The following is a 20509-nucleotide window of genomic DNA, read 5'->3' on the forward strand; positions in this document are numbered from 1 at the left end:
GGGTCTCAGCTGTTGAAGCGCGTGATGAGTCCGAGGAGGATGATCGACGCGCCCCAGACGATCGCCATGAGCGCGGTGAACCGGTTGAGGTTGCGCTCGGCGACACCGGAGGATCCCAGCGAGGAGGACATGCCGCCGCCGAACATGTCGGACATGCCGCCGCCCTTGCCCTTGTGCATGAGGATGAGCAGGGTGAGGAAGATGCTCGTGAGGACGAGCACGCCGATGAGTACGTAGGTGAGAATTTCCACGTCGAGTTCAACCTGTGTTTCTGTCAGAGGATTTGCGGTTCAGTCTACTTGCCGACGGCGGCCTTGCACAAAGCGGCGAAATCGGGCCCGCTCAGGCTCGCTCCCCCGACGAGTGCGCCGTCGACGTCGTCGGAGACGAGGATGTCGGCGACGTTGTCGGTCTTCACCGACCCGCCGTAGAGGATCCGGGTGGAGTCGGCGAGGCTGTCGCCGTACCTCTCGCGCAGGCGACCGCGGATCGCCGCGGCCATCTCCGCGGCGTCAGCCGCCGTCGCCGTCTTCCCCGTTCCGATTGCCCACACGGGTTCGTAGGCGACGACGAGGCCGCTGAGCTCCTCGGCCGAGAGGCCGGCCAGGGAGTCGTCGAGCTGGCCCAGGGTGAAGTCGACGTGGGTGCCGTCCTCGCGTTCGGCCAGGGATTCGCCGACGCAGAGGATGGGGGCGAGGTCGTGGCCGAGCGCGGCCTTGACCTTCGCGGCGACGACATCCGAGGTCTCGTGGTTGTCGGCGCGGCGCTCACTGTGCCCGACGACGACGTACGAGCAGCCGAGGCGGGAGAGGAACGACGCGGCGATCTCCCCGGTGTGCGCGCCCGGTTCGTGGCGGGACACGTCCTGGGCGCCGTAGCGCAGCCACAGCTTGTCGCCCTGGACGAGCGTCTGGACGGAGCGGATGTCGGTGAACGGCGGGACGACGACGACCTCGAGCTGGGAGTCGTCGAGCTTGGCGTCCTCGAGCGCCCATGCGAGCTTCTGCACCGTCGAGATCGCCTCGAGGTGGTCGTGGTTCATCTTCCAGTTGCCGGCGAGCAGCAGTGTGCGGTCAGTCATGATGGGTCGTCCTCACGCGAGAGCGTCGATGCCGGGCAGGGTCTTGCCTTCGAGGTACTCGAGGCTCGCCCCGCCGCCGGTGGAGATGTGGCCGAATTCGTCGTCGGAGAAGCCGAGCGCCCGCACGGCGGCCGCGGAGTCTCCTCCGCCGACGACGGTGAGCCGGTCGGCGCGCGCGCCCTCGGCGGTGGCCGTGAGCGCGGCGGCCACGGTCTTCGTGCCCGCGGCGAAGGCCGGGAACTCGAAGACGCCCATGGGGCCGTTCCAGAACACGGTCGCGGAGTCGGCGATCACCTCGGCGTAGGCCCGTGCGGTGTCGGGCCCGATGTCGAGGCCGAGTCCCTCGGCCCCGGCTGGGGTGTCCTCGAGGCGGTCGACGGGGCGCACCCAGTTCTCGGCGTCGGGGGCAAAGGAGGCGGCCATGACGATGTCGGTGGGGAGCATGATCCGCGCCCCGCCCTGCTCGGCCCGGTCGAGGTAGCCCTTGACGTCGTCGATGCGATCCTTCTCGACGAGGCTCGCACCGATGTCGTGGCCGAGCGCGGCGAGGAACGTGAAGACCATGCCACCGCCGATGAGGAGGTTGTCGGCCCGGTCGATGAGGTTGTCGATGACACCGAGCTTGTCGGAGACCTTCGAACCGCCGAGGACGACGGTGAAGGGCCGCTGCGGCGAGTTGAGGAGACGGTCGCTGACCTCGACCTCAACCTGGACGAGCGAACCGGCGTAGTGCGGCAGGAGCTGCGCGAGTTCGTAGACCGAGGCCTGCTTGCGGTGGACGACGCCGAATCCGTCGGAGACGAAGTCGTCGGCGAACTCGGCGAGCTGTTCGGCGAATGCGCGCCGTTCGGCCTCGTCCTTGGAGGTCTCCCCCGGGTTGAACCGGAGGTTCTCGAGGAGGAGGACGTCCCCGTCGCCGAGCGCTGCGACCTTCGCCTGCGCATCCTCGCCGACGGTGTCGGAGGCGAAGGCGACGTCACGGCCGATCGCAGCGGCGAGTTCGCCGGCGATCGGGGCGAGCGAGAAGTGCGGATCGGGTGCGCCCTTCGGGCGGCCGAGGTGGGAGATGACGATCACCCGGGCCCCCGCCTCGGCGAGGGATCGGATCGTCGCCGCGGATGCGAGGATGCGTCCGTTGTCAGTGATCGTCGTCCCGTCCATGGGAACGTTGAGATCGCTGCGGACGAGCACCGTCCGGTGGGCGAAGATCTCCGGGTCCGTGAATGTCCTCATTGGGGCCTTTCGCGCAGAAGGTAGCTGACCATGTCCTTGAGTCGGTTCGAGTAGCCCCACTCGTTGTCGTACCACGCGACGACCTTGACCTGGTCGCCGAGGACCATCGTCAGCTCCGAGTCGGCGATCGCCGAGGCGGTGGTCCCGACGATGTCCGTGGAGACGAGGGCGGCCTCGGTGTAGTCGAGGTAGGGCGAGTCCTCCGCGGCGGCCTTGAGGATCTCGTTGACCTCGTCGCGGGTGACCGGCTTCTTCGGGGTGAAGGTGAAGTCGATGATCGATCCCGCGGGCACGGGCACGCGGATCGCGAAGCCGTCGAGCTTGCCCTCGAGGTGGGGCATGACCTTGCCGACGGTGCGGGCGGCGCCGGTCGTCGTCGGCACGATGTTGATCGCGGCGGCGCGGGCGCGGCGGAGGTCGCGGTGCGGACCGTCGACGAGCTTCTGGTCGCCGGTGTAGGCGTGGACGGTGTTGAGCAGTCCGGATTCGACGCCGATCGCGTCGTCGAGGGCCTTGACGACGGTCGCCATGCAGTTCGTCGTGCACGAGGCGTTCGAGACGACTTCATGCTTGTCCGGGTCGTACGTGTCCTCGTTGACGCCCATGACGAAGGTCGCATCGACGTCCTTGCCGGGGGCGGAGAGGACGACGGTCTTCACGGTCCCGCCGAGGTGGGCCTCGGCCTGGTCGCGGCGGGTGAAGATGCCGGTCGATTCGACGACGAGTTCGACGTCCTTCGACGTCCAGTCGATGTCGGCGGGGTTCTTCTCCGAGAAGACGGCGATCTCGCGGCCGTCGACGATGAGCGAATCCTCTCCGGCCTCGACGGTGTGGTCGAAGCGCGGCCACACGGAGTCGTAGGCGAGGAGGTGGGCGAGCGTCGCAGTGTCGGTGAGGTCGTTGATGGCGACGACTTCGAAGTCGGCACCGGGTTCGAGGGACAGGCGGAAGAGGGCGCGACCGATGCGGCCGAAGCCATTGATTGCGATTCGTCTCATGCTCGAATCCTATCGGTCTTCGAGCATGTCGGGAGTGAGACTTGCTTCAGTCCCAGGAATTCCCAATTCTTCCGCTCGCTTGTCCGCCGTCGACAGCAGCCGCCGGATGCGTCCGGCCACGGCGTCCTTCGTCATCGGCGGGTCGGCGAGCTGTCCGAGCTCCTCGAGGGAGGCCTGCTTGTGGGTGACGCGCAGCTGTCCGGCGTAGCGGAGGTGCTCGGGCACGTCCTCGCCGAGGATCTCCAGCGCCCGTTCGACGCGCGCGCCGGCGGCCACGGCGGCCCGGGCGGAGCGGCGCAGGTTGGCGTCGTCGAAGTTCGCGAGCCGGTTGGCCGTCGCCCTGACCTCGCGGCGCATCCGCCGCTCCTCCCACACGAGAACCGCGTTGTGGGAGCCCATGCGGGTGAGCAGGGCGGCGATGTCGTCGCCGTCGCGGATGACGACGCGGTCGACGCCGCGGACCTCGCGGGCCTTCGCGCTCAGGCCCAGCCGTCGGGCGGCTCCGACGAGCGCGAGTGCCGCCTCGGGACCCGGGCAGGTGACCTCGAGGGCGGAGGAGCGGCCGGGCTCGGTGAGCGAGCCGTGGGAGAGGAAGGCCCCGCGCCAGGCGGCCTCGGCGTCGGCGACGGAGCCGTTGACGATCGCCGAGGGCAGACCGCGCACGGGTCGGCCGCGGTTGTCGACGAGCCCGGTCTGGCGGGCCAGTGCGCCGCCGTCACGGGTGACGCGCAGCAGGTAGCGGTTGGAGCGGCGGATGCCGGCGGCGTTGATGACGACGATGTCGGCGAACTGGCCGTAGAGATCCTTGATCTCGCTGCGCAGGCGCTTCGCGGCCTGAGCGGTGTCGAGTTCGGCCTCGAGCACGATCGAGCCGTTGACGAGGTGGAGGGCGGAGGAGAAGCGGAAGATCGAGGACACTTCGGCCTTCCGAGCCGAGGTCCGGGTGATCTTCACCCTCGCCAGCTCGTCCTTGACCTGAGCGGTCAATGCCATTGTTCGTCCTCCTGCACGGATCGGTCCTACCACTGCTCGTCGACGTCGATCCCGGCGTCAACCAACATGTCACGGTAACATGCTGCGAGCTTGAGGCTGTCATGCTGCCCTGCCCGCCGGGAGCTGAGCGGATGCACCCGGAGTTTGGCGTCGAACATCTCCCGCGCATGGTGTTCGAGCTCCGGTTCGGAGACCACGGACGCCTCGTCGACGAGCACGTAGTCGAGGGTGAGGGCCGGGGCGTGGCGGTGCAGCGACATGAGGTGTTCGCCGAGGCTGAGGTCCCGGGTCTCCCCGTCCGAGGACGAGAGGTTGAGCGTGAGGGATTTCACCGCGTTCGACCGCACGATCGCATCGGAGAGGGAGGGCACGAGCAGGTGCGGCATCACCGAGGTGTACCACGAGCCGGGCCCGAGGTTGAGGACCTCCGCCTCGGCGACGGCTTCGACGGTCTCATAGCGGGCCGGCGGGTCCGCTGGGTCGAGGCGGACGGCTTCGACATGACCGCGGGTCGAGGCGAGCACCGACTGTCCGCGCACGACCTGGAACGAGCCGGGGAACTGGACGTCGGCTTCGATCGTCAGCGGCACCGAGGACATCGGCAGCACGCGGCCGTGGGCGCGCAGCAGCTTCGCCATCCAGTCGAGGCCGGCGACGTGGTCGCCGTGGATCTGCCAGAGGGCGGCGATGAGGAGGTTGCCGACGGCGTGGCCGTTGAGCTCCCCGCTCGATTCGAAGCGATGCTGGATGACGTCGCGCCACGTCTTGCCCCAGTTCCCGTCGTCGCAGAGCGCGGCCAACGCCATGCGCAGGTCCCCGGGCGGCAGACTGCCGAGCTCGTCGCGGAGCCGACCGGAGGAGCCGCCGTCGTCGGCGACGGTGACGACGGCCGTGAGCGATTCGGTGAGCAGCCGGAACGCGCGCAGGGCGGCGTAGAGACCGTGACCGCCGCCGAAGGACACGATCTTCGGGCCCTTGTTGATGACGGCCGGGGTGATCTGCGGGAGATCCTCGGTCTCCATGTCATTCCCTCCCCAGGTCGCGGTGGCGGACGGTGACGGGAATGCCGGTGCGGGCGGCCAGCCCCTTCGCGATGCGTTCGCTGATCGCCACCGACCGGTGCTTGCCGCCGGTGCAGCCGATGCCGATGAGCGCGTAGCCGCGGCCCTCCCGGAGGTAGCCCTGCGCGATCGTGTCGAGGGTGGCGGTGTAGCGTTCGATGAACTCCTCGGCGCCGTTCTGTCCGAGCACGTAGTCGGCGACGTCGGAGTCGAGTCCGTTGTGTCCGCGCAGGTGGGGAATCCAGTACGGGTTGGGCAGGAAGCGGACGTCGGCGACGTTGTCGGCGTCCTTGGGCAGGCCGTACTTGAAGCCGAAGCTCATCACCGTCAGCCGCAGCGGCGGGGCGTCGTCGGCGCTGAAGCGCTTGCGCACCTCGGCGCCGAGCTGGTGAACGTTGAGGTCGGAGGTGTCGATGATGATGTCGGCACGGTGCTTGAGCGATTCAAGGGCCTCGCGTTCGGCCTCGATCCCCTCGAGGAGGGTTCCCTCCCCCTGCAGCGGGTGCGGCCGGCGGGTGGATTCGAACCGGCGGACGAGGACCTCGTCGGCGGCGTCGAGGTAGAGGATGCGCAGCGACAGTCCCTGGTCGAGGAAGTCGGAGATCGTGTCCTCGAGCTCCGTGTACTTCGCCCGGCCCTTCGAGTCGGTGACGATCGCGATCTTCGGCACGGCGCCGTCGGCGCGGGCGACGAGTTCGACGAGGGTGCGCATCATCTGCGGCGGGAGGTTGTCGACGACGTACCAGTCGAGGTCTTCGAGGACATTGGCCACGGTGGTCCGCCCGGCCCCGGACATGCCGGTGACGAGGACGACCTCGATGGGGTGGTCGTCGGCCTGTGTGGTCATGCGTCCTCCTCGTGTCCCCGGCTGGCGGCGACCGCGCACGGTCGCTCATATCGAACACTACTGTAGAGCACGCCTGTGGGGCGCCGATCTCAGTGCCCGTTCAGCTCGGGATGGTGGGGTTCAGTCCGTCTGCAGGGCCGCGGCGATCTTCTCCGCCAGGGCCGGCCCGATCCCCTTGACCTCGCAGAGCTGCTCGACGCTGGCCGCACGTGTCCGCTTCACCGAGCCGAAGTGCTTGAGGAGTGCCGTCCGCTTCGCCTCGCCGAGGCCGGGAATCTCATCGAGGACGGAGCTCGTCATCGCCTTCGCCCGCTTCGACCGGTGGTAGGTGATCGCGAAGCGGTGCGCCTCGTCCCGCAGGCGCTGCATGAGGAAGAGTCCCTCGGAGTTGCGCGGGAGGATGACGGGGAACGGGTCGTCGGGGACCCAGACCTCCTCGAGCCGCTTGGCGAGGCCGACGACGGAGATGTCGACGATTCCGAGGTCGTGCAGCGCCCGGGTCGCCGCGGCGACCTGGGGTCCGGCGCCGTCGACGACGAGGAGGCTGGGACGGTACCCGAAGCGGTCGTCGGGTTCGTCGGAGGCCATCTGCTCGAGGTAGCGGCTGAAGCGCCGGGAGACGACGTCGTACATCGAGGCGGTGTCGTCGGTCGCCGCCTCGCCGTGGATCGCGAAGTGCCGGTAGTCGCGCTTCTTCGCCAGGCCGTCCTCGAAGACGACGAGGCTGGCGACGACGTTCGAGCCCTGGGTGTGGGAGATGTCGATGCACTCGATGCGCAGCGGCGCCTCGGGCAGGTCGAGGTGCTCCTGGATCTCCTTGAGCGCGGTGCTGCGGGTCGTCAGGTCGGAGGAGCGCTTGAGCTTGTGCTGGACGAGCGCTTCCTTAGCGTTCTTCGTCACCGTCTCGAGCACGGCCTTCTTCTCGCCGCGTTCGGGCACCCGCACGGTGACCTTGGCGCCGCGCTGTTCGCTCAGCCAGGCTTCGAGCGAGTCGAGGTCGGCGGGCACGGTGTCGACGAGGATCTCCTTGGGGATCGCATCGGCGTCGAGTCCCGTGTACGCCTGCCGGAGGTAGTCGGTGGTCAGCTCGGCCGGGGTGTGGTCGTCGGAGCGTTCGATGATCCACCCGCGCTGGCCGCGGATGCGGCCGCCGCGGACGTGGAAGACCTGGACGGAGGCTTCGAGCTCCTCGGTGACGAGGGCGAAGACATCGCAGTCGGCGGACACGGAGAGGACGACGGCGGACTTGTCGAGGACCTTCTGCAGCGCGGTGAGCTCGTCGCGCAGCCGTGCCGCCTGTTCGTAGTCGAGGTCGGCGGCGGCGGCGGCCATCTCCTTCTTCCGCTCGCTGATGAAGCGCCCCGTGTTGCCGGACATGAAGTCGACGACGCTGCGGGCGAGGTCCCGGTGCTCGTCGATGCTGATCTTGCCGACGCACGGGGCGGCGCATTTGTCGATGTACCCGAGCAGGCACGGCCGACCGCTGCGTTCGGCACGGCGGAACACCCCCGGGGTGCACGTGCGCATGGGGAACGCCTTGAGGAGGAGATCGAGGGTGTCCCTGATCGCCCACACCTGGGCGAACGGGCCGAAGTACTTCACGCCCCGGCGGCGTTTGCCGCGGGTGATGAACGCCCTGGGCACCTCGTCGTTCATCGTGATCGCCAGATAGGGGTAGGACTTGTCGTCGCGGAACATGACGTTGAACCGCGGATTGAATTCGTTGATCCACGTCCACTCGAGCTGGAGGGCCTCGACCTCGGTGTCGACGACGGTCCATTCCACCGAGGCGGCGGTGTGGACCATCGTCGAGGTCCGCGGGTGCAGCTGCGCGGGGTTGGCGAAGTACGAGTTGAGCCGGTTCCGCAGATTCTTCGCCTTGCCGACGTAGATCACCCGCCGGTCGGGGTCACGGAACTTGTAGACCCCGGCCGAGGTGGGAATGCTGCCGGTGGCCGGACGGTAGCTCGCGGGATCAGGCATCGAGCATCTCGGCGAGGAAGCGCCCGGTGTGGCTGGCGGGGTTCTTCGCGACCTCCTCCGGGGTGCCTTCGGCGACGACCTGACCGCCGCCGCGACCGCCCTCGGGGCCGAGGTCGATGACGTAGTCGGAGTTCGCGATGACATCGAGGTTGTGCTCGATGACGATCACGGAGTTCCCCTTTTCCACGAGCCCCTGGAGGACGTGGAGGAGCTTCGAGATGTCCTCGAAGTGGAGACCGGTCGTCGGCTCGTCGAGCACGTAGACGGTGCGACCGCGGGAGCGCTTCTGGAGTTCGGCGGCGAGCTTGACGCGCTGCGCCTCACCGCCGGAGAGCGTCGTCGCCGGCTGTCCGAGCCGGACGTAGCCGAGGCCGACGTCGACGAGGGTCGACAGGTGCCGGGAGATCGCGGGGATCGCGGCGAAGAACTCCGCGGCCTCCTCGATGGGCATGTCGAGGACCTCGGCGATCGTCTTGCCCTTGAACGTCACCTCGAGCGTCTCCCGGTTGTACCGGGCTCCCCCGCACACCTCGCAGGGGACGTAGACGTCGGGGAGGAAGTTCATCTCGATCTTGATCGTGCCGTCACCGCTGCAGTTCTCGCAGCGGCCGCCCTTGACGTTGAAGGAGAAGCGGCCCGGCTGGTAGCCGCGGACCTTCGCGGACTCGGTCTCGGCGAAGAGCCGGCGGATGTGGTCGAAGACGCCGGTGTACGTCGCCGGGTTCGACCGCGGGGTGCGGCCGATCGGCGACTGGTCGACGTGGACGACCTTGTCGAGGTTCTCCAGCCCCGTCACCCGCTTGTGCCGACCGGGCACGCGGGACGCGCCGTTGAGGACGTTCGCCATCTGCGTGTAGAGGATCTCGTTGACGAGCGTCGACTTGCCGGACCCGGACACCCCGGTGACCGCGGTGAGGACGCCGAGCGGGAAGGAGACGGTGAGGTCGCGGAGGTTGTTCTCGCTCGCCTTCTCGACGGTGACCATCCGTTCGGGGTCGATCGGCCGGCGTACGGTGGGGATCGCGATGGACTTGCGTCCGTCGAGGTAGGCACCGGTGATCGAGCGCTCGGCGTCCTTGAGCCCGGGGACCGGACCGGAGTAGATGACCTCTCCCCCGTGCTCGCCGGCACCGGGGCCGATGTCGACGATCCAGTCCGCGGCGCCGATGGTGTCCTCGTCGTGTTCGACGACGATGAGGGTGTTGCCGAGGTCCTTGAGCTTGATGAGCGTGTCGATGAGACGGCGGTTGTCGCGCTGGTGGAGGCCGATCGAGGGCTCGTCGAGGACGTAGAGGACGCCGACGAGGCCCGAGCCGATCTGCGTGGCCAGGCGGATGCGCTGGGCCTCACCGCCGGACAGGGTCCCGGCGGCGCGGTTGAGGCTGAGGTATTCGAGGCCGACGTCGAGGAGGAAGCCGAGGCGGGCGTTGATCTCCTTCATCACCTGCGCGGCGACAGCCGCGTCACGGCCGCTGAGCTCGAGTCCGGAGAGGAAGCCGGCCGCCTCGTCGAGGGCGAGCTCAGCCACCTCGGCGATCGAGCGGTCACCGACCTTGACGGCGAGGGCCTCGGGTTTGAGCCGGGTGCCGTTGCACGAGGCGCACGGGATCTCGCGCATGTACGACTCGTAGCGCTCACGCGACCAGTCGGACTCGGTTTCGTCGTGCTTGCGCTGGATGTACTGGAAGACGCCCTCGAAGCCCGTCGAGTACGTCCGCTCCCGCCCGAAGCGGTTGCGGTACTTGACGTGGACCTCGTAGTCCTTGCCGGTGAGGATCGCGGTGCGCTGTGCGCTCGTGAGGTCCTTCCACGGGGTCTTGAGCGTGAAGCCGAGCTCGTTGCCGAGACCGGTGAGCAGGCGGTTGAAGTACTTCGACACCTGTTTGCCGCCCGACCACGGAGCGACCGCGCCGGCGCCGAGGCTGAGGTCCTCGTCGGGGACGACGAGGCTCTCATCGACCTGGAGCCGGGTGCCGATGCCGTCGCACGTCGGGCACGCGCCGAAGGGCGAGTTGAAGGAGAAGGTCCGGGGTTCGATCTCGTCGATCGTCAGCGGATGCTCGTTCGGACACGACATGTGCTCGGAGAACGTGCGGGTCACGCCCTCGTCGACGAGGTCGATGTCGATGCGGCCGTCGGCGAGTCCGAGAGCGGTCTCGACGGAGTCCGTGAGACGCGGGCGCATGCCGGGCTTCGCGACGAGGCGATCGACGACGACGGAGATCGTGTGCTTGTACTTCTTGTCCAGGGTCGGCGGGTCGCTCAGGCTGATCTGCTCACCGTCGACGATGGCACGGGAGAAGCCCTTCGCCTGCAGGTCGGTGAAGAGGTCGACGAATTCGCCCTTGCGCAGGCGCACGACGGGCGCGAGGACGAGGAACTTCGTCCGCTCCGGCAGCTCGAGGAGCTGATCGACGATCTGCTGCGGGGTCTGCTTCGTGATGATCTCGCCGCAGATCGGACAGTGGGGCACGCCGATGCGCGCCCAGAGGAGGCGGAGGAAGTCGTAGACCTCGGTGATCGTGCCGACCGTCGACCGCGGGTTGCGCGAGGTCGACTTCTGATCGATCGACACCGCCGGGGAGAGCCCTTCGATGAAGTCGACATCGGGTTTGTCCATCTGGCCGAGGAACATCCGGGCGTACGACGACAGGGATTCGACGTACCGGCGCTGTCCTTCGGCGAAGATCGTGTCGAACGCCAGCGACGACTTGCCCGACCCCGAGAGTCCGGTGAAGACGACCATGGAGTCGCGCGGCAGCGCGATCTCGACGTTCTTGAGGTTGTGCGCGCGGGCGCCCTTGACCCACAGCGTGTCGAGGTGGGACACGCCGGAGGGGTTCTGCGCGCTGTTCGCACTGTTCGTTTTCATCACCTGTCCACTGTATTACTCGGTCCTGACATGACGGTCGCGGCGGGAGGAGGCAGCGCCTGCGAGGAGTGTCTCACTCGGCCCTGACATGGTTCTCGGCGATCTCTCCGACGGCGAGGATGCGCACGACGATGTCCCCGGTCTCATCGCTCGCGGCGACGTCGACCTCGGCATCGATCGCCCAGTCGCGGTTGCCGTCGGGATCGGCGAGGATCTGACGCACACTCCAGGTGGTCGAACCGGGAACGATGTCGATATATTCCCGTCCCCGCGCGGTCTGGTCGACGAGCAGGTCGCCGTATTCGTCGTAGAAGTCCTCGATCGCGGTCTCCCAGGCCTTCTCGTCGAACCCGGACTCCGCGTCGAGGCGGCCGAGCTCGGCGTAGTCCGCGCGTTCGGCGAGCAGCACGCGATGGAACATCGCATTGCGGATCTCGGCGGTGAAGAGCTTCGTGTTCGCCGAGAACGCGCGGTCGAGGTCGGGCAGCTCCTCGTCGCCGAAGTCCGTGGGACTCAGTCCCTGGAGGGTGCGCCATTCGTCGAGGAGGGAGGAGTCGGTGCGGGCCACCGTCTCCCCGAGCCATTCGATGATGTCCTGGAGCTCCTCCCCGCGCCGGTCGGCCGGGACGTTGTGGGTCAGCGCCCGGTAGACGTCGGTAAGGTAGCGCAGGAGGCTGCCTTCGGCACGGGCGAGACCGTAGTAGCCGACGAACTGGGTGAAGCCCATCGCCTGCTCGACCATGTCGCGCACGATCGACTTCGGCTCGAAGTCGCCGGCCCGCAGCCACGGGTGGGCGAGGAGGAAGTGGTCGAACGCGGGCTCGAGGATCTCGGCCAACGGCTTCGGCCCGGTCACCTCGTCGAGGATGGCCATCCGCTCCGGATACTCGAGGCCCTCGGATTTGAGTTCGGCCAGCGTCTCCCGCTTGATCCGGTCGAGCTGGCCCTTGAGGATCGCGAAGGGCACCGGGGTGGTCGCCTCGACGAGGGAGACGACGTCGAGCGCCCACGTCGGGAATCGGGGTCGAGGAGGTCGAGTCCGGCGAGGACGAACGGGGCGAGCGGCTGGTTGAGGGCGAACTGGGGACCGAGGTCCTCCGTCGGCACGAGTTCGGTCCCGCGCCGCTCGATGAGTCCGGCGTCGAAAAGGGAACGGCCGATCTTCAGCGCCGTGAGCTTGAGGTCGAGGTGCCGTTCGCGGCTCTCGTGCGTCTCATCGATGAACCGGCTGATCGTCGAGACATCGGATCCCGGGCGGGCGATGAGGTTGAGGATCATCGAATGGTCGATGCGCATCCGGGACCGCAGGGATTCCGGCGCGGACTCGATGAGCTTGGCGAAGGTCTCCTCGGACCACCCGACGAAACCGGCGGGTGCGGACTTCTTCTTCACCTTCTTCCGCTTCTTCTCATCGCCGGCGGCCTTCGCCTCGGCGCGGAGGTTCTCGATGACGTGCTCGGGGGCCTGGGCGACGACGAACCCGCGGGTGTCGAAGCCGGCGCGACCGGCCCGCCCGGCGAGCTGCTGGAACTCGCGGACGCTGAGCTTGCGCATCCGCCGCCCGTCGAACTTCGTCAGCCCGGTCAGGAGCACGGTGCGGATGGGCACGTTGATGCCCACCCCGAGGGTGTCGGTGCCGGAGATGACGAGGAGGACGCCCTTGAGGGCGAGCTGCTCGACGAGGCGGCGGTACTTCGGAAGCATCCCGGCATGGTGGACGCCGACGCCGTGGAGGAGGAGCCGGCGCAGCGTCTGGCCGAATCCCTTCGAGAACGTGAATCCCCTGATCTCCTCGGCGATCCTCGCCTTCTGCTCCTTGCTCGCGAGATCGACCGAGAGCAGGCCCGTGGCGAGGTCGATCGCACCGGCCTGGGAGTACGAGACGACGTAGACGGGTGCCCGGTCGTGGCGGACGAGGGCGCGGAGGGTGTCGGAGAGCGGTTCGGTCGAGTACTCGTATTCGAGCGGCACGGGACGCGACGCCGAGGTGATGAGGGCGGAGTCGCGGCCCGTCGTCTCCGTCATCGTCGCCCGGATCTCCGCCGTCTCCCCGAGCGTGGCCGACATGAGCACCATCTGCGCCTGCGGGAGTTCGAGGAGCGGAACCTGCCAGGCCCACCCGCGGGTGGGATCGGCGAAGTAGTGGAACTCGTCCATGACGACCATGCCGACGTCGAGGAGTCCTCCCTCGCGCAGCGCCTGGTTGGCGAGGATCTCCGCGGTCGCGCAGATGACGGGCGCATCGCCGTTGACCGTCGAGTCGCCGGTGATCATGCCGACGTTCTCGGGCCCGAACGCGTCGATGAGGGAGAAGAACTTCTCACTGACGAGCGCCTTGAGCGGTGCGGTGTAGTACGCCCGGATGCCGCGGGTGAACGAGCAGTAGAGCGCGAACAGCGCGACGAGGGACTTCCCCGACCCCGTCGGGGTGGCGACGATCGTGTTGTCCCCGGAGAGGATCGCGAGCATCGCCTCCTCCTGCGCCGGGTAGGGTTCGATCCCCAGTTCGCGGCAGTACTCGGCGAACGCCTCGAAGATCGCATCCTCGTCGGCGAACTCCGCCGGAATCTCCTGCAGCCTCGTCACCACTGTGCACTGACCTTTCGCTCTAGACTGATGTCCATCCTATTGACCTCGAATCCCTCAAGGAGTGGCAGATGCCGGTTTTCGCCGTCACCTACGTCTATGGCCCCGACACCGAGACGCGTCTCGCGCACAGGCCCGCACACCGTCAGTGGCAGGCCGCGCAGAACGCGTCCGGTGCCATGCTCGCCTCCGGCCCGTTCACCGACGATGAGCAGCCCGGCGGCCTGCTGCTCGTCAGCGCCGCCGATCAGGATGCCGCCCGCGACATGCTCACCGGCGATCCGTACCACGACCTCGGTGTCATCGCCGAGACCCGGATCCGAGAGTGGAATCCGATGTTCGGGGCGTTCGCCGAGGACTGAGCCGCTCCCGGACTCGCCCGTCCGAACGACACAGTGCGCGGGTGCCCACCGCTGACGGGGGCACCCGCGCACTGCTGTCTCCGCTGCGGCGCGTGCCGCCTGCGGGAGCGGGGGCTCAGTCCTGCTTGGCTTCCGTTTCGGTCGCTCCGGCGTCCCGGAACGACTTGCCCTCGCGTTTCATCTTCCACAGCGAGGCGAGTGTCGCGACGACCATGGCGACGACGATGAACGTCAGCGACAGCCACGTCGGGACCTCGGGCACCGAGTTGCCCCACGACAGCCACGACACATCGGTCTCGTGGAGGGCGTGGAGGAAGAGCTTGACGCCGATGAACGCGAGGATCGCCGCGATCCCGTAGTGGAGGTAGACGAGTTTGTCGACGAGTCCGCCGAGGAGGAAGTAGAGCTGGCGCAGACCCATGAGGGCGAAGACGTTCGCGGTGAAGACGAGGAACGCGTTCTGTGTGACACCGAAGATCGCGGGGATCGAGTCGAGGGCGAACATGACGTCCGTCGAGCCGATCGCGAGGAAGACGATGAACATGGGCGTCCAGTACTTCTTGCCGTCGTCGAGCTCGACGCGCAGCTTGTTGCCGTGGTACTCGTCGACGACGTTGATCCGCTTGCGGAGGAAGCGGATGAGCGCGTTCTCGCCGTCGCCCTCGTCGTCGCTGCTGAAGGCCTGACGGTAGGCGACGAAGAGGAGGAAGAGGCCGAAGAGGAAGAAGACCTCGACGAAGGCGTTGATGATCGCCGCTCCCGCGAGGATGAAGATGCCGCGGAAGATGATGGCGATGATGATGCCCACCATGAGGACTTCCTGCTGGTACTTCCGGGGCACCTGGAAGCTGCTCATGATGATGATGAAGACGAAGAGGTTGTCGATGCTCAGGGAGTACTCGAGCAGCCAACCGGTGAGGAACTCGCTGCCGTGCTGGGCGTCGCCGATCCAGAAGAGCGAACCGGCGAAGGCCAGGGCGAGGGCGACGTAGAACGCGACCCAGATGCCGGCCTCGCGCATCGAGGGGACGTGGGGGCGCTTGATGACGAGGAGGAGGTCGAAGATGAGGATCGCGACGACGATGATCCCGGAGGTGATCATGAACCAGCCGGGAATGACTGCTCCTGTCGATGCAGCGGCATTGCCGCCGGCGGCGAGGGTGGAGGACAGGGTATCCAATTGGGGCCTTTCGTGATGACGGACTGTACCCGTGTCGAAAGTCTCTCCCACGCTGTGACCGCGGAGTCGTCGGCCGACCGCGATGTTCGCGGTGCGGCGGGCGAGCCTGCGGCGGCGTGCGCTCCGTGCCCGGACCCGCAGACGGGTCGTGGTGACGAGCACGGATGGACGGGATACTCCCTTTCGCCAGCCTCACCAGTATAGTCGGGTTGCCGCGATTGTGCGCATCCGCCTCTCAGGACGCGGACGGGATTCCCGTCAAGCCCGCCTGCCGCGTGGCCGCCGGGCACGCAGCACGCGCGGCGGCCGGCTCACGCGTGGCCGACCTCCTTCATCGCCCGCAGCTCCTTCTTGAGGTCGGAGAGCTCATCGCGCAGCCGCGCGGCGAGTTCGAACTGGAGTTCCGCGGCCGCCGCATGCATCTGCGTCGTCAGGGATTCGATGAGCTCGGTGAGATCGGCGGCCGGTGGCCGCAGCGAGCCGCCGCCGCTCGAAGCGGCCTGCCGCTGTTCGTCGGTGAGCGTCGAGTTGTAGCCGCGCTTGCCCTTGCCGTAGTCGAATTCGGTGAGGAGCTCGCGCGTGTCGGCGTCCTCGCGCTGCAGGCGCTCGGTGATGTCGGCGATCTTCTTGACCAGCGGCGCCGGGTCGATGCCGTGCTCCTCGTTGTAGGCGATCTGGATCTCGCGACGGCGGTTCGTCTCGTCGATCGCCTCCTGCATCGACCGGGTGATCGTGTCGGCGTACATGTGGACCTCGCCGTGGACGTTGCGGGCCGCGCGTCCGATCGTCTGGATGAGCGAGGTCGCCGAGCGCAGGAAGCCCTCCTTGTCGGCGTCGAGGATCGCCACGAGCGAGACCTCCGGCAGGTCGAGGCCCTCGCGGAGCAGGTTGATGCCGACGAGGACGTCGAACTCACCGGCGCGCAGCTCGGTGAGGAGTTCGACGCGGCGCAGCGTATCGACGTCGGAGTGGAGGTACTGGACGCGGATCTCGTGCTCGAGGAGGTAGTCGGTGAGATCCTCGGCCATCTTCTTCGTCAGGGTCGTGACGAGGACGCGCTCGTTCCTCTCGACCCGTGTCCTGATCTCGTCGAGGAGGTCGTCGATCTGGCCCTTCGTCGGCTTGACGACGACCTCGGGATCGACGAGACCGGTCGGGCGGATGATCTGCTGGACGGTGCCCTCCGACCGTTCGAGTTCGAAGTCGCCGGGGGTCGCCGACAGGTAGACGGTCTGTCCGACGCGCTCGCGGAACTCGTCGAACTTCAGCGGCCGGTTGTCCATCGCGCTCGGCAGGCGGAAGCCGTGTTCGACGAGGGTGCGCTTGCGGGACATGTCGCCTTCGTACATGCCGCCGATCTGCGGCACGGTGACGTGGGATTCGTCGATGACGAGGAGGAAGTCCTCGGGGAAGTAGTCGAGCAGGCAGTTCGGGGCCGACCCCGCAGGGCGTCCGTCGATGTGCCGGGAGTAGTTCTCGATGCCCGAGGTGAAGCCCATCGACTCCATCATCTCGAGGTCGTAGCTCGTGCGCATTTTCAGGCGCTGGGCCTCGAGGAGCTTGTTCTGCGCTTCGAATTCGCTCAGCCGCGACTGCAGCTCGTCCTCGATCTCGCTGATCGCCCGCCCCATCCGGTTCTCCCCGGCGACGTAGTGGGAGGCGGGGAAGACGTGGATCGTGTCCTCGTCACGGACGATCTCCCCGGTGAGCGGGTGGAGGGTCTGGAGGGATTCGATCTCGTCGCCGAAGAACTCGATGCGCAGGGCGAGCTCCTCGTACTGCGGGATGATCTCGACCGTGTCGCCCCGCACCCGAAAGGTGCCGCGGGTGAAGGCCATGTCATTGCGCGAGTACTGCATCGACACGAACCGCTTGAGGAGTTCGTCGCGGTCGCATTCCTGCCCCTTGTGGAGGGTGACCATCCGGTCGACGTACTCCTCGGGCGTGCCGAGGCCGTAGATGCACGAGACGGTCGAGACGACGACGACGTCGCGCCTGGTCAGCAGCGAATTCGTCGCGGAGTGCCGGAGCCGCTCGACCTCGTCGTTGATCGACGAGTCCTTCTCGATGAACGTGTCCGTCTGCGGGACGTACGCCTCGGGCTGGTAGTAGTCGTAGTAGGAGACGAAGTACTCGACGGCGTTGTTCGGCAGCAGCTGGCGGAACTCGTTGGCCAGCTGCGCGGCGAGCGTCTTGTTCGGCGCCATGATGAGCGTCGGACGCTGCACCTGTTCGATGAGCCACGCCGTGGTCGCCGACTTGCCGGTGCCGGTCGCGCCGAGGAGGACGATGTCGCGCTCTCCCGACTCGAGGCGGTCGGAGATGTCGTGGATGGCGGTGGGCTGATCGCCCGAGGGGGAGTATTCGGAGACGACCTCGAAGGGCGCCACCGTGCGGGTGACGTCCGGGCGGTGCCCGATCGCGGGCAGGGGACGGGTTTCGCTCATGCCCCCAGCCTAGACCTCGGCCCTGACACGGCACTGGGCGGGACGGTCATTCCGCGCTGTCCCGGGCTCCTTCCGCGCCCACCGGTTCCGCGCCCACCGCCGCCCCCGCATCCCCGGCCGTCGTGCGCACGCGGAGTTCGGCGGGCTGGCCGGGATCGGCACTCGCCCGCACTCCGGTGTCGCCTCCGGACTCCGCGGGCGGGAACCCGAGCGCGGTCAGCTGCGGTGCGAGCGCCTCGGCGGTCCGGGCGTCCCCGGCGTCGAGGACGAAGGAGAGCGGGGCATCGGGGGCGGTGTCCTGCGCGGTGATCGGGTGCGTCTCCCCCGTGCCGTGGCGCAGCTTCGCGACGAGCCGCTCCGCGTCGCCCTCCCGGCGCCGTATACGGTCGTCGCCGCTGCGCGCGGCGGGACGCTGCGCGGCGAGGTTCGCGGCGAAGGGGGCGAGCCGGGAGTCCCAGAGGGCGTCGACGATCTCCGCGGTGGCGGCCGGCGTTCCCGTGTTGTCGATGAGGACGTCGCAGGCGGCGCGGCGCACCTCGTCCGTGGCCTGCCGGGCGATGCGGGATTCGGCATCGGCCCGGTCCATCCCTCGGGTCTCGGCGAGCCGGTCCAGGCGCACCGCGGCGGGGACGTCGACGAGCAGCGTGAGGTGGTACCCGACCTCCATGTGGTTCTCGACGAGGAGGGGCACATCGTGGACGACCACCTCGGCGTCCGCGGCGGCGAAGCGGCCGGCCGTTCGATCCCGGATGACCGGGTGCATGAGCTCGCCGAGGCGCTTCGTCGACTCTGCGTCGGCGAAGGCGACGGCGGCCAGCCGGGCCCGGTCGAGGCTGCCGTCGGCGGCGAGGATCGCGGGCCCGAACTCGGCGGCGAGGGCGTCGAGGAGCGGCTCCCCCGGGGCGACGACCTCCCGGGCGATGACGTCGGCGTCGATGATCTCCGCACCGTGGGCGGCGAGGAGGTTCGCCACCGTCGACTTGCCCGCGCCGATCCCCCCGGTCAGTCCGATTCTCAGCATGGGGCCAGCTTAGCGAACCGCGTCCTCAGCGAACGGCGTCACCGACTCACCCGGTAGACGACGACGCCCTCACCGGAGAACACGGGCTCCCCGAGCGCGGCATCGAGGAGGCCTTCGAGCTCACCGGTCCCGCCCGGGGTCAGCGGCGCCTCGGGCGCGAGGACGACGAAGTCGACGCCATCGGCGCGCAGGCCCTCGACCCCGGCGGTGACGGCCGGATCGGAGGCGGCAGGCACCGGGGCGCCGTTGAAGATCGTCGCCCGCAGCGCGGCATCGAGGTCGTCCTCGGGTGCGGAGTAGATGATCGGCGAGCTCGGGCTCGAGCCGATGAAGTACCCGCCGGTCTCCCGGTAGCGGAAATCGGCCACCGACTGCCACACCATCGCCTCGTCCGCGTGCGGAGCCGCCCAGGCCAGCGGGCGCGGGAGGGTCTTGACGACGGCCCCCTCCGGGATCACCTCGGCGATGGATCCGGTGTAGAAGTCGGGCACGTAGACCTCACGGGTCGGCTGGGCGCCGGGCAGGACGACGACGGCGGACACGGCGAGGAGGGCGAGCATGCCGATGCCCGCCCGGGTGCTGCGGCGCTCGAGCGCCCACTGCAGCCCGCAGCCGAGGATCGCCCAGAGCGCGATCGTCGAATGGAGGACGAGGCGCATCGGCAGGATGTTGTTGAGGACCGGGATCGCCTCGACGAGGGCGAAGGGTCCCGCGCCGAGGAGGGGCTGACCGGCGAGGAGGACCGGCGATCCGAGGGAGAGGAGGAAGACGAGGGTCCCGGAGACGGCGGCGATGCGCACGGGCACGACCCATCTCCCCCGCCGTCCGAGGGTGAGGATGATGAGGGCCGCGGCGATGAGCGCGGGGAGGCCGACGTAGGCGCCGATCTCCGCGCCGTCGAGGTCCATGACGCGCGGCAGCGGCGACTCCCCGGTCCCGAAGAGCGTCGGCAGGCCCGGCACGATGGGGTCGAGGAGATCGGTGTTCCACACGCCGTGCGGACGGATCGCCCCCGACGGCGCGTTGGGCCCGGCCATCGTCATCAGCAGCGGCAGGGCCGCGAGCAGGGCGATGCCGGCGCCGAGGAGGCCGCCGGCTCCCAGCCGCAGCCAGCCGGCCGGCGACAGCAGGGAACGGCCGCAGACGATGAGGGCGGCGAGGAAGCAGAGGAACGCGAGGAAGGTCCCAGCGAGCACCTCGGTGGAGACGTAGAACTGGAATCCGAGGACGACGCCGAGGCCGAGGCTGAGCAGCCAGAAGCGGCGTCCGCCAGGTCGGCCGGTGCGCGGACCGGACAGGAGCGCGAGAACGAGGGCGGCGACGAGCGGCGGGGTGACGGCGAACGCGAGGTTCGGGTGGCCCGAGAGCTGCGCGATGACGTAGGAGGAGAAGCCGATGCCGGCCGCGGCCGCGAACGCGGGTCCGCGCTTGAGGAACCGGCGGAAGAGGATCGCGCACGCCAGCGAGTTGAGCACCGGGAGGCTGAGGATGAGGGCGTTGTAGGCGATGATCGGCCCGGCCACCCACGTCAGCGGGGCGAGGAGGATGGCGATGCCGGTCAGCGAGGTGTTCCAGGCGCCGTTGACGCCGCCGGCCAGCGCATTCATCGCCTCGGTGTAGAGGAAGCCGTCGCCGGTGCCGGCGAGACCCCCGCCGAAGCCGAGGAGGCCCGCGAGCACCTCGGCGCCGTGGCCGAGCCACCAGATGAACAGGGAGGAGTCGTCGTTGCCGGCCGACACGGTGCCGCCCGGGTCGGCGGCGACCCCGCCGAAGACGGTGATGCTGCCGAGCGTGAGGGCGAGGGCGTACCACGCCCAGGGTCGCAGTCGCGCCAATGCAAAGGGC

At 68.5% G+C, this 20509-nt stretch carries 14 protein-coding genes and 1 pseudogene; 1 reads left to right on the forward strand and 14 read right to left on the reverse strand.

Features of this window, described 5'->3' with window-relative positions:
* Positions 1-5: 5 nt before the first annotated feature.
* From secG to ACFQ91_RS09970, 10 genes and pseudogenes are all read right to left on the reverse strand, one after another.
* Entirely contained in the window at positions 6-251 is a 246-nt protein-coding gene (secG, locus tag ACFQ91_RS09925; RefSeq protein ID WP_137824009.1) for a preprotein translocase subunit SecG, read from the reverse strand.
* Positions 252-295: 44 nt separating this feature from the next.
* A complete protein-coding gene (gene tpiA, locus ACFQ91_RS09930; protein ID WP_211979186.1) occupies positions 296-1081 on the reverse strand; it encodes a triose-phosphate isomerase in 786 nt (261 codons plus the stop codon).
* 12 nt (positions 1082-1093) lie between these two features.
* On the reverse strand, positions 1094-2314 hold the full coding sequence (locus ACFQ91_RS09935; protein WP_211979185.1) for a phosphoglycerate kinase: 1221 nt from the start codon (positions 2312-2314) through the stop codon (positions 1094-1096).
* The gene (gene gap, locus ACFQ91_RS09940; protein WP_198498843.1) at positions 2311-3312 is read right to left on the reverse strand and encodes a type I glyceraldehyde-3-phosphate dehydrogenase; all 1002 of its coding nucleotides are present in this window, start codon (positions 3310-3312) and stop codon (positions 2311-2313) included. Before gap ends, ACFQ91_RS09935 begins: the two co-directional genes overlap by 4 nt.
* Before the next feature lie 9 nt (positions 3313-3321).
* Positions 3322-4305: a DNA-binding protein WhiA gene (gene whiA, locus ACFQ91_RS09945; protein ID WP_137824005.1), complete on the reverse strand. Its 984-nt coding sequence runs from the start codon at positions 4303-4305 to the stop codon at positions 3322-3324.
* A 26-nt stretch (positions 4306-4331) separates the two neighbouring features.
* Positions 4332-5327, reverse strand: a complete 996-nt coding sequence (gene yvcK / locus ACFQ91_RS09950) for a uridine diphosphate-N-acetylglucosamine-binding protein YvcK (protein ID WP_211979184.1) — start codon at positions 5325-5327, stop codon at positions 4332-4334.
* 1 nt (position 5328) lies between these two features.
* On the reverse strand, positions 5329-6213 hold the full coding sequence (gene rapZ, locus ACFQ91_RS09955) for an RNase adapter RapZ (protein ID WP_137824003.1): 885 nt from the start codon (positions 6211-6213) through the stop codon (positions 5329-5331).
* 120 nt (positions 6214-6333) lie between these two features.
* Positions 6334-8196 (reverse strand): excinuclease ABC subunit UvrC, encoded by a 1863-nt coding sequence (gene uvrC / locus ACFQ91_RS09960; protein ID WP_211979183.1) that lies wholly within the window; start codon positions 8194-8196, stop codon positions 6334-6336.
* Positions 8189-11068: an excinuclease ABC subunit UvrA gene (gene uvrA, locus ACFQ91_RS09965; RefSeq protein ID WP_211979182.1), complete on the reverse strand. Its 2880-nt coding sequence runs from the start codon at positions 11066-11068 to the stop codon at positions 8189-8191. Before uvrA ends, uvrC begins: the two co-directional genes overlap by 8 nt.
* A 73-nt stretch (positions 11069-11141) precedes the next feature.
* Positions 11142-13654: pseudogene (locus ACFQ91_RS09970) on the reverse strand (DEAD/DEAH box helicase).
* 71 nt (positions 13655-13725) lie between these two features.
* Between ACFQ91_RS09970 and ACFQ91_RS09975 the strand changes: the two are divergent.
* Positions 13726-14016 carry a YciI family protein gene (locus ACFQ91_RS09975; protein ID WP_211979180.1) on the forward strand — a complete coding sequence of 97 codons (291 nt, stop codon included), beginning with the start codon at positions 13726-13728 and terminating at the stop codon, positions 14014-14016.
* 115 nt (positions 14017-14131) lie between these two features.
* Here ACFQ91_RS09975 and ACFQ91_RS09980 read toward each other — a convergent pair whose 3' ends face one another.
* From ACFQ91_RS09980 to ACFQ91_RS09995, 4 genes are all read right to left on the reverse strand, one after another.
* Entirely contained in the window at positions 14132-15196 is a 1065-nt protein-coding gene (locus ACFQ91_RS09980) for a TerC/Alx family metal homeostasis membrane protein (RefSeq protein ID WP_211979179.1), read from the reverse strand.
* 311 nt (positions 15197-15507) lie between these two features.
* Complete coding sequence (uvrB, locus tag ACFQ91_RS09985; protein WP_232623606.1) at positions 15508-17643, reverse strand: excinuclease ABC subunit UvrB; 2136 nt, start codon at positions 17641-17643, stop codon at positions 15508-15510.
* Positions 17644-17689: 46 nt separating this feature from the next.
* Complete coding sequence (gene coaE, locus ACFQ91_RS09990) at positions 17690-18664, reverse strand: dephospho-CoA kinase (protein WP_211979178.1); 975 nt, start codon at positions 18662-18664, stop codon at positions 17690-17692.
* Between the two features lie 38 nt (positions 18665-18702).
* Positions 18703-20499, reverse strand: coding sequence for a hypothetical protein (locus tag ACFQ91_RS09995; protein ID WP_249121057.1), 1797 nt, complete (start codon positions 20497-20499; stop codon positions 18703-18705).
* Positions 20500-20509 lie beyond the last annotated feature (10 nt).

Origin of the sequence: Brevibacterium sp. NPDC056726, assembly GCF_042790515.1 — a bacterium.
GTDB classification, from domain to species: domain Bacteria; phylum Actinomycetota; class Actinomycetes; order Actinomycetales; family Brevibacteriaceae; genus Brevibacterium; species Brevibacterium sanguinis.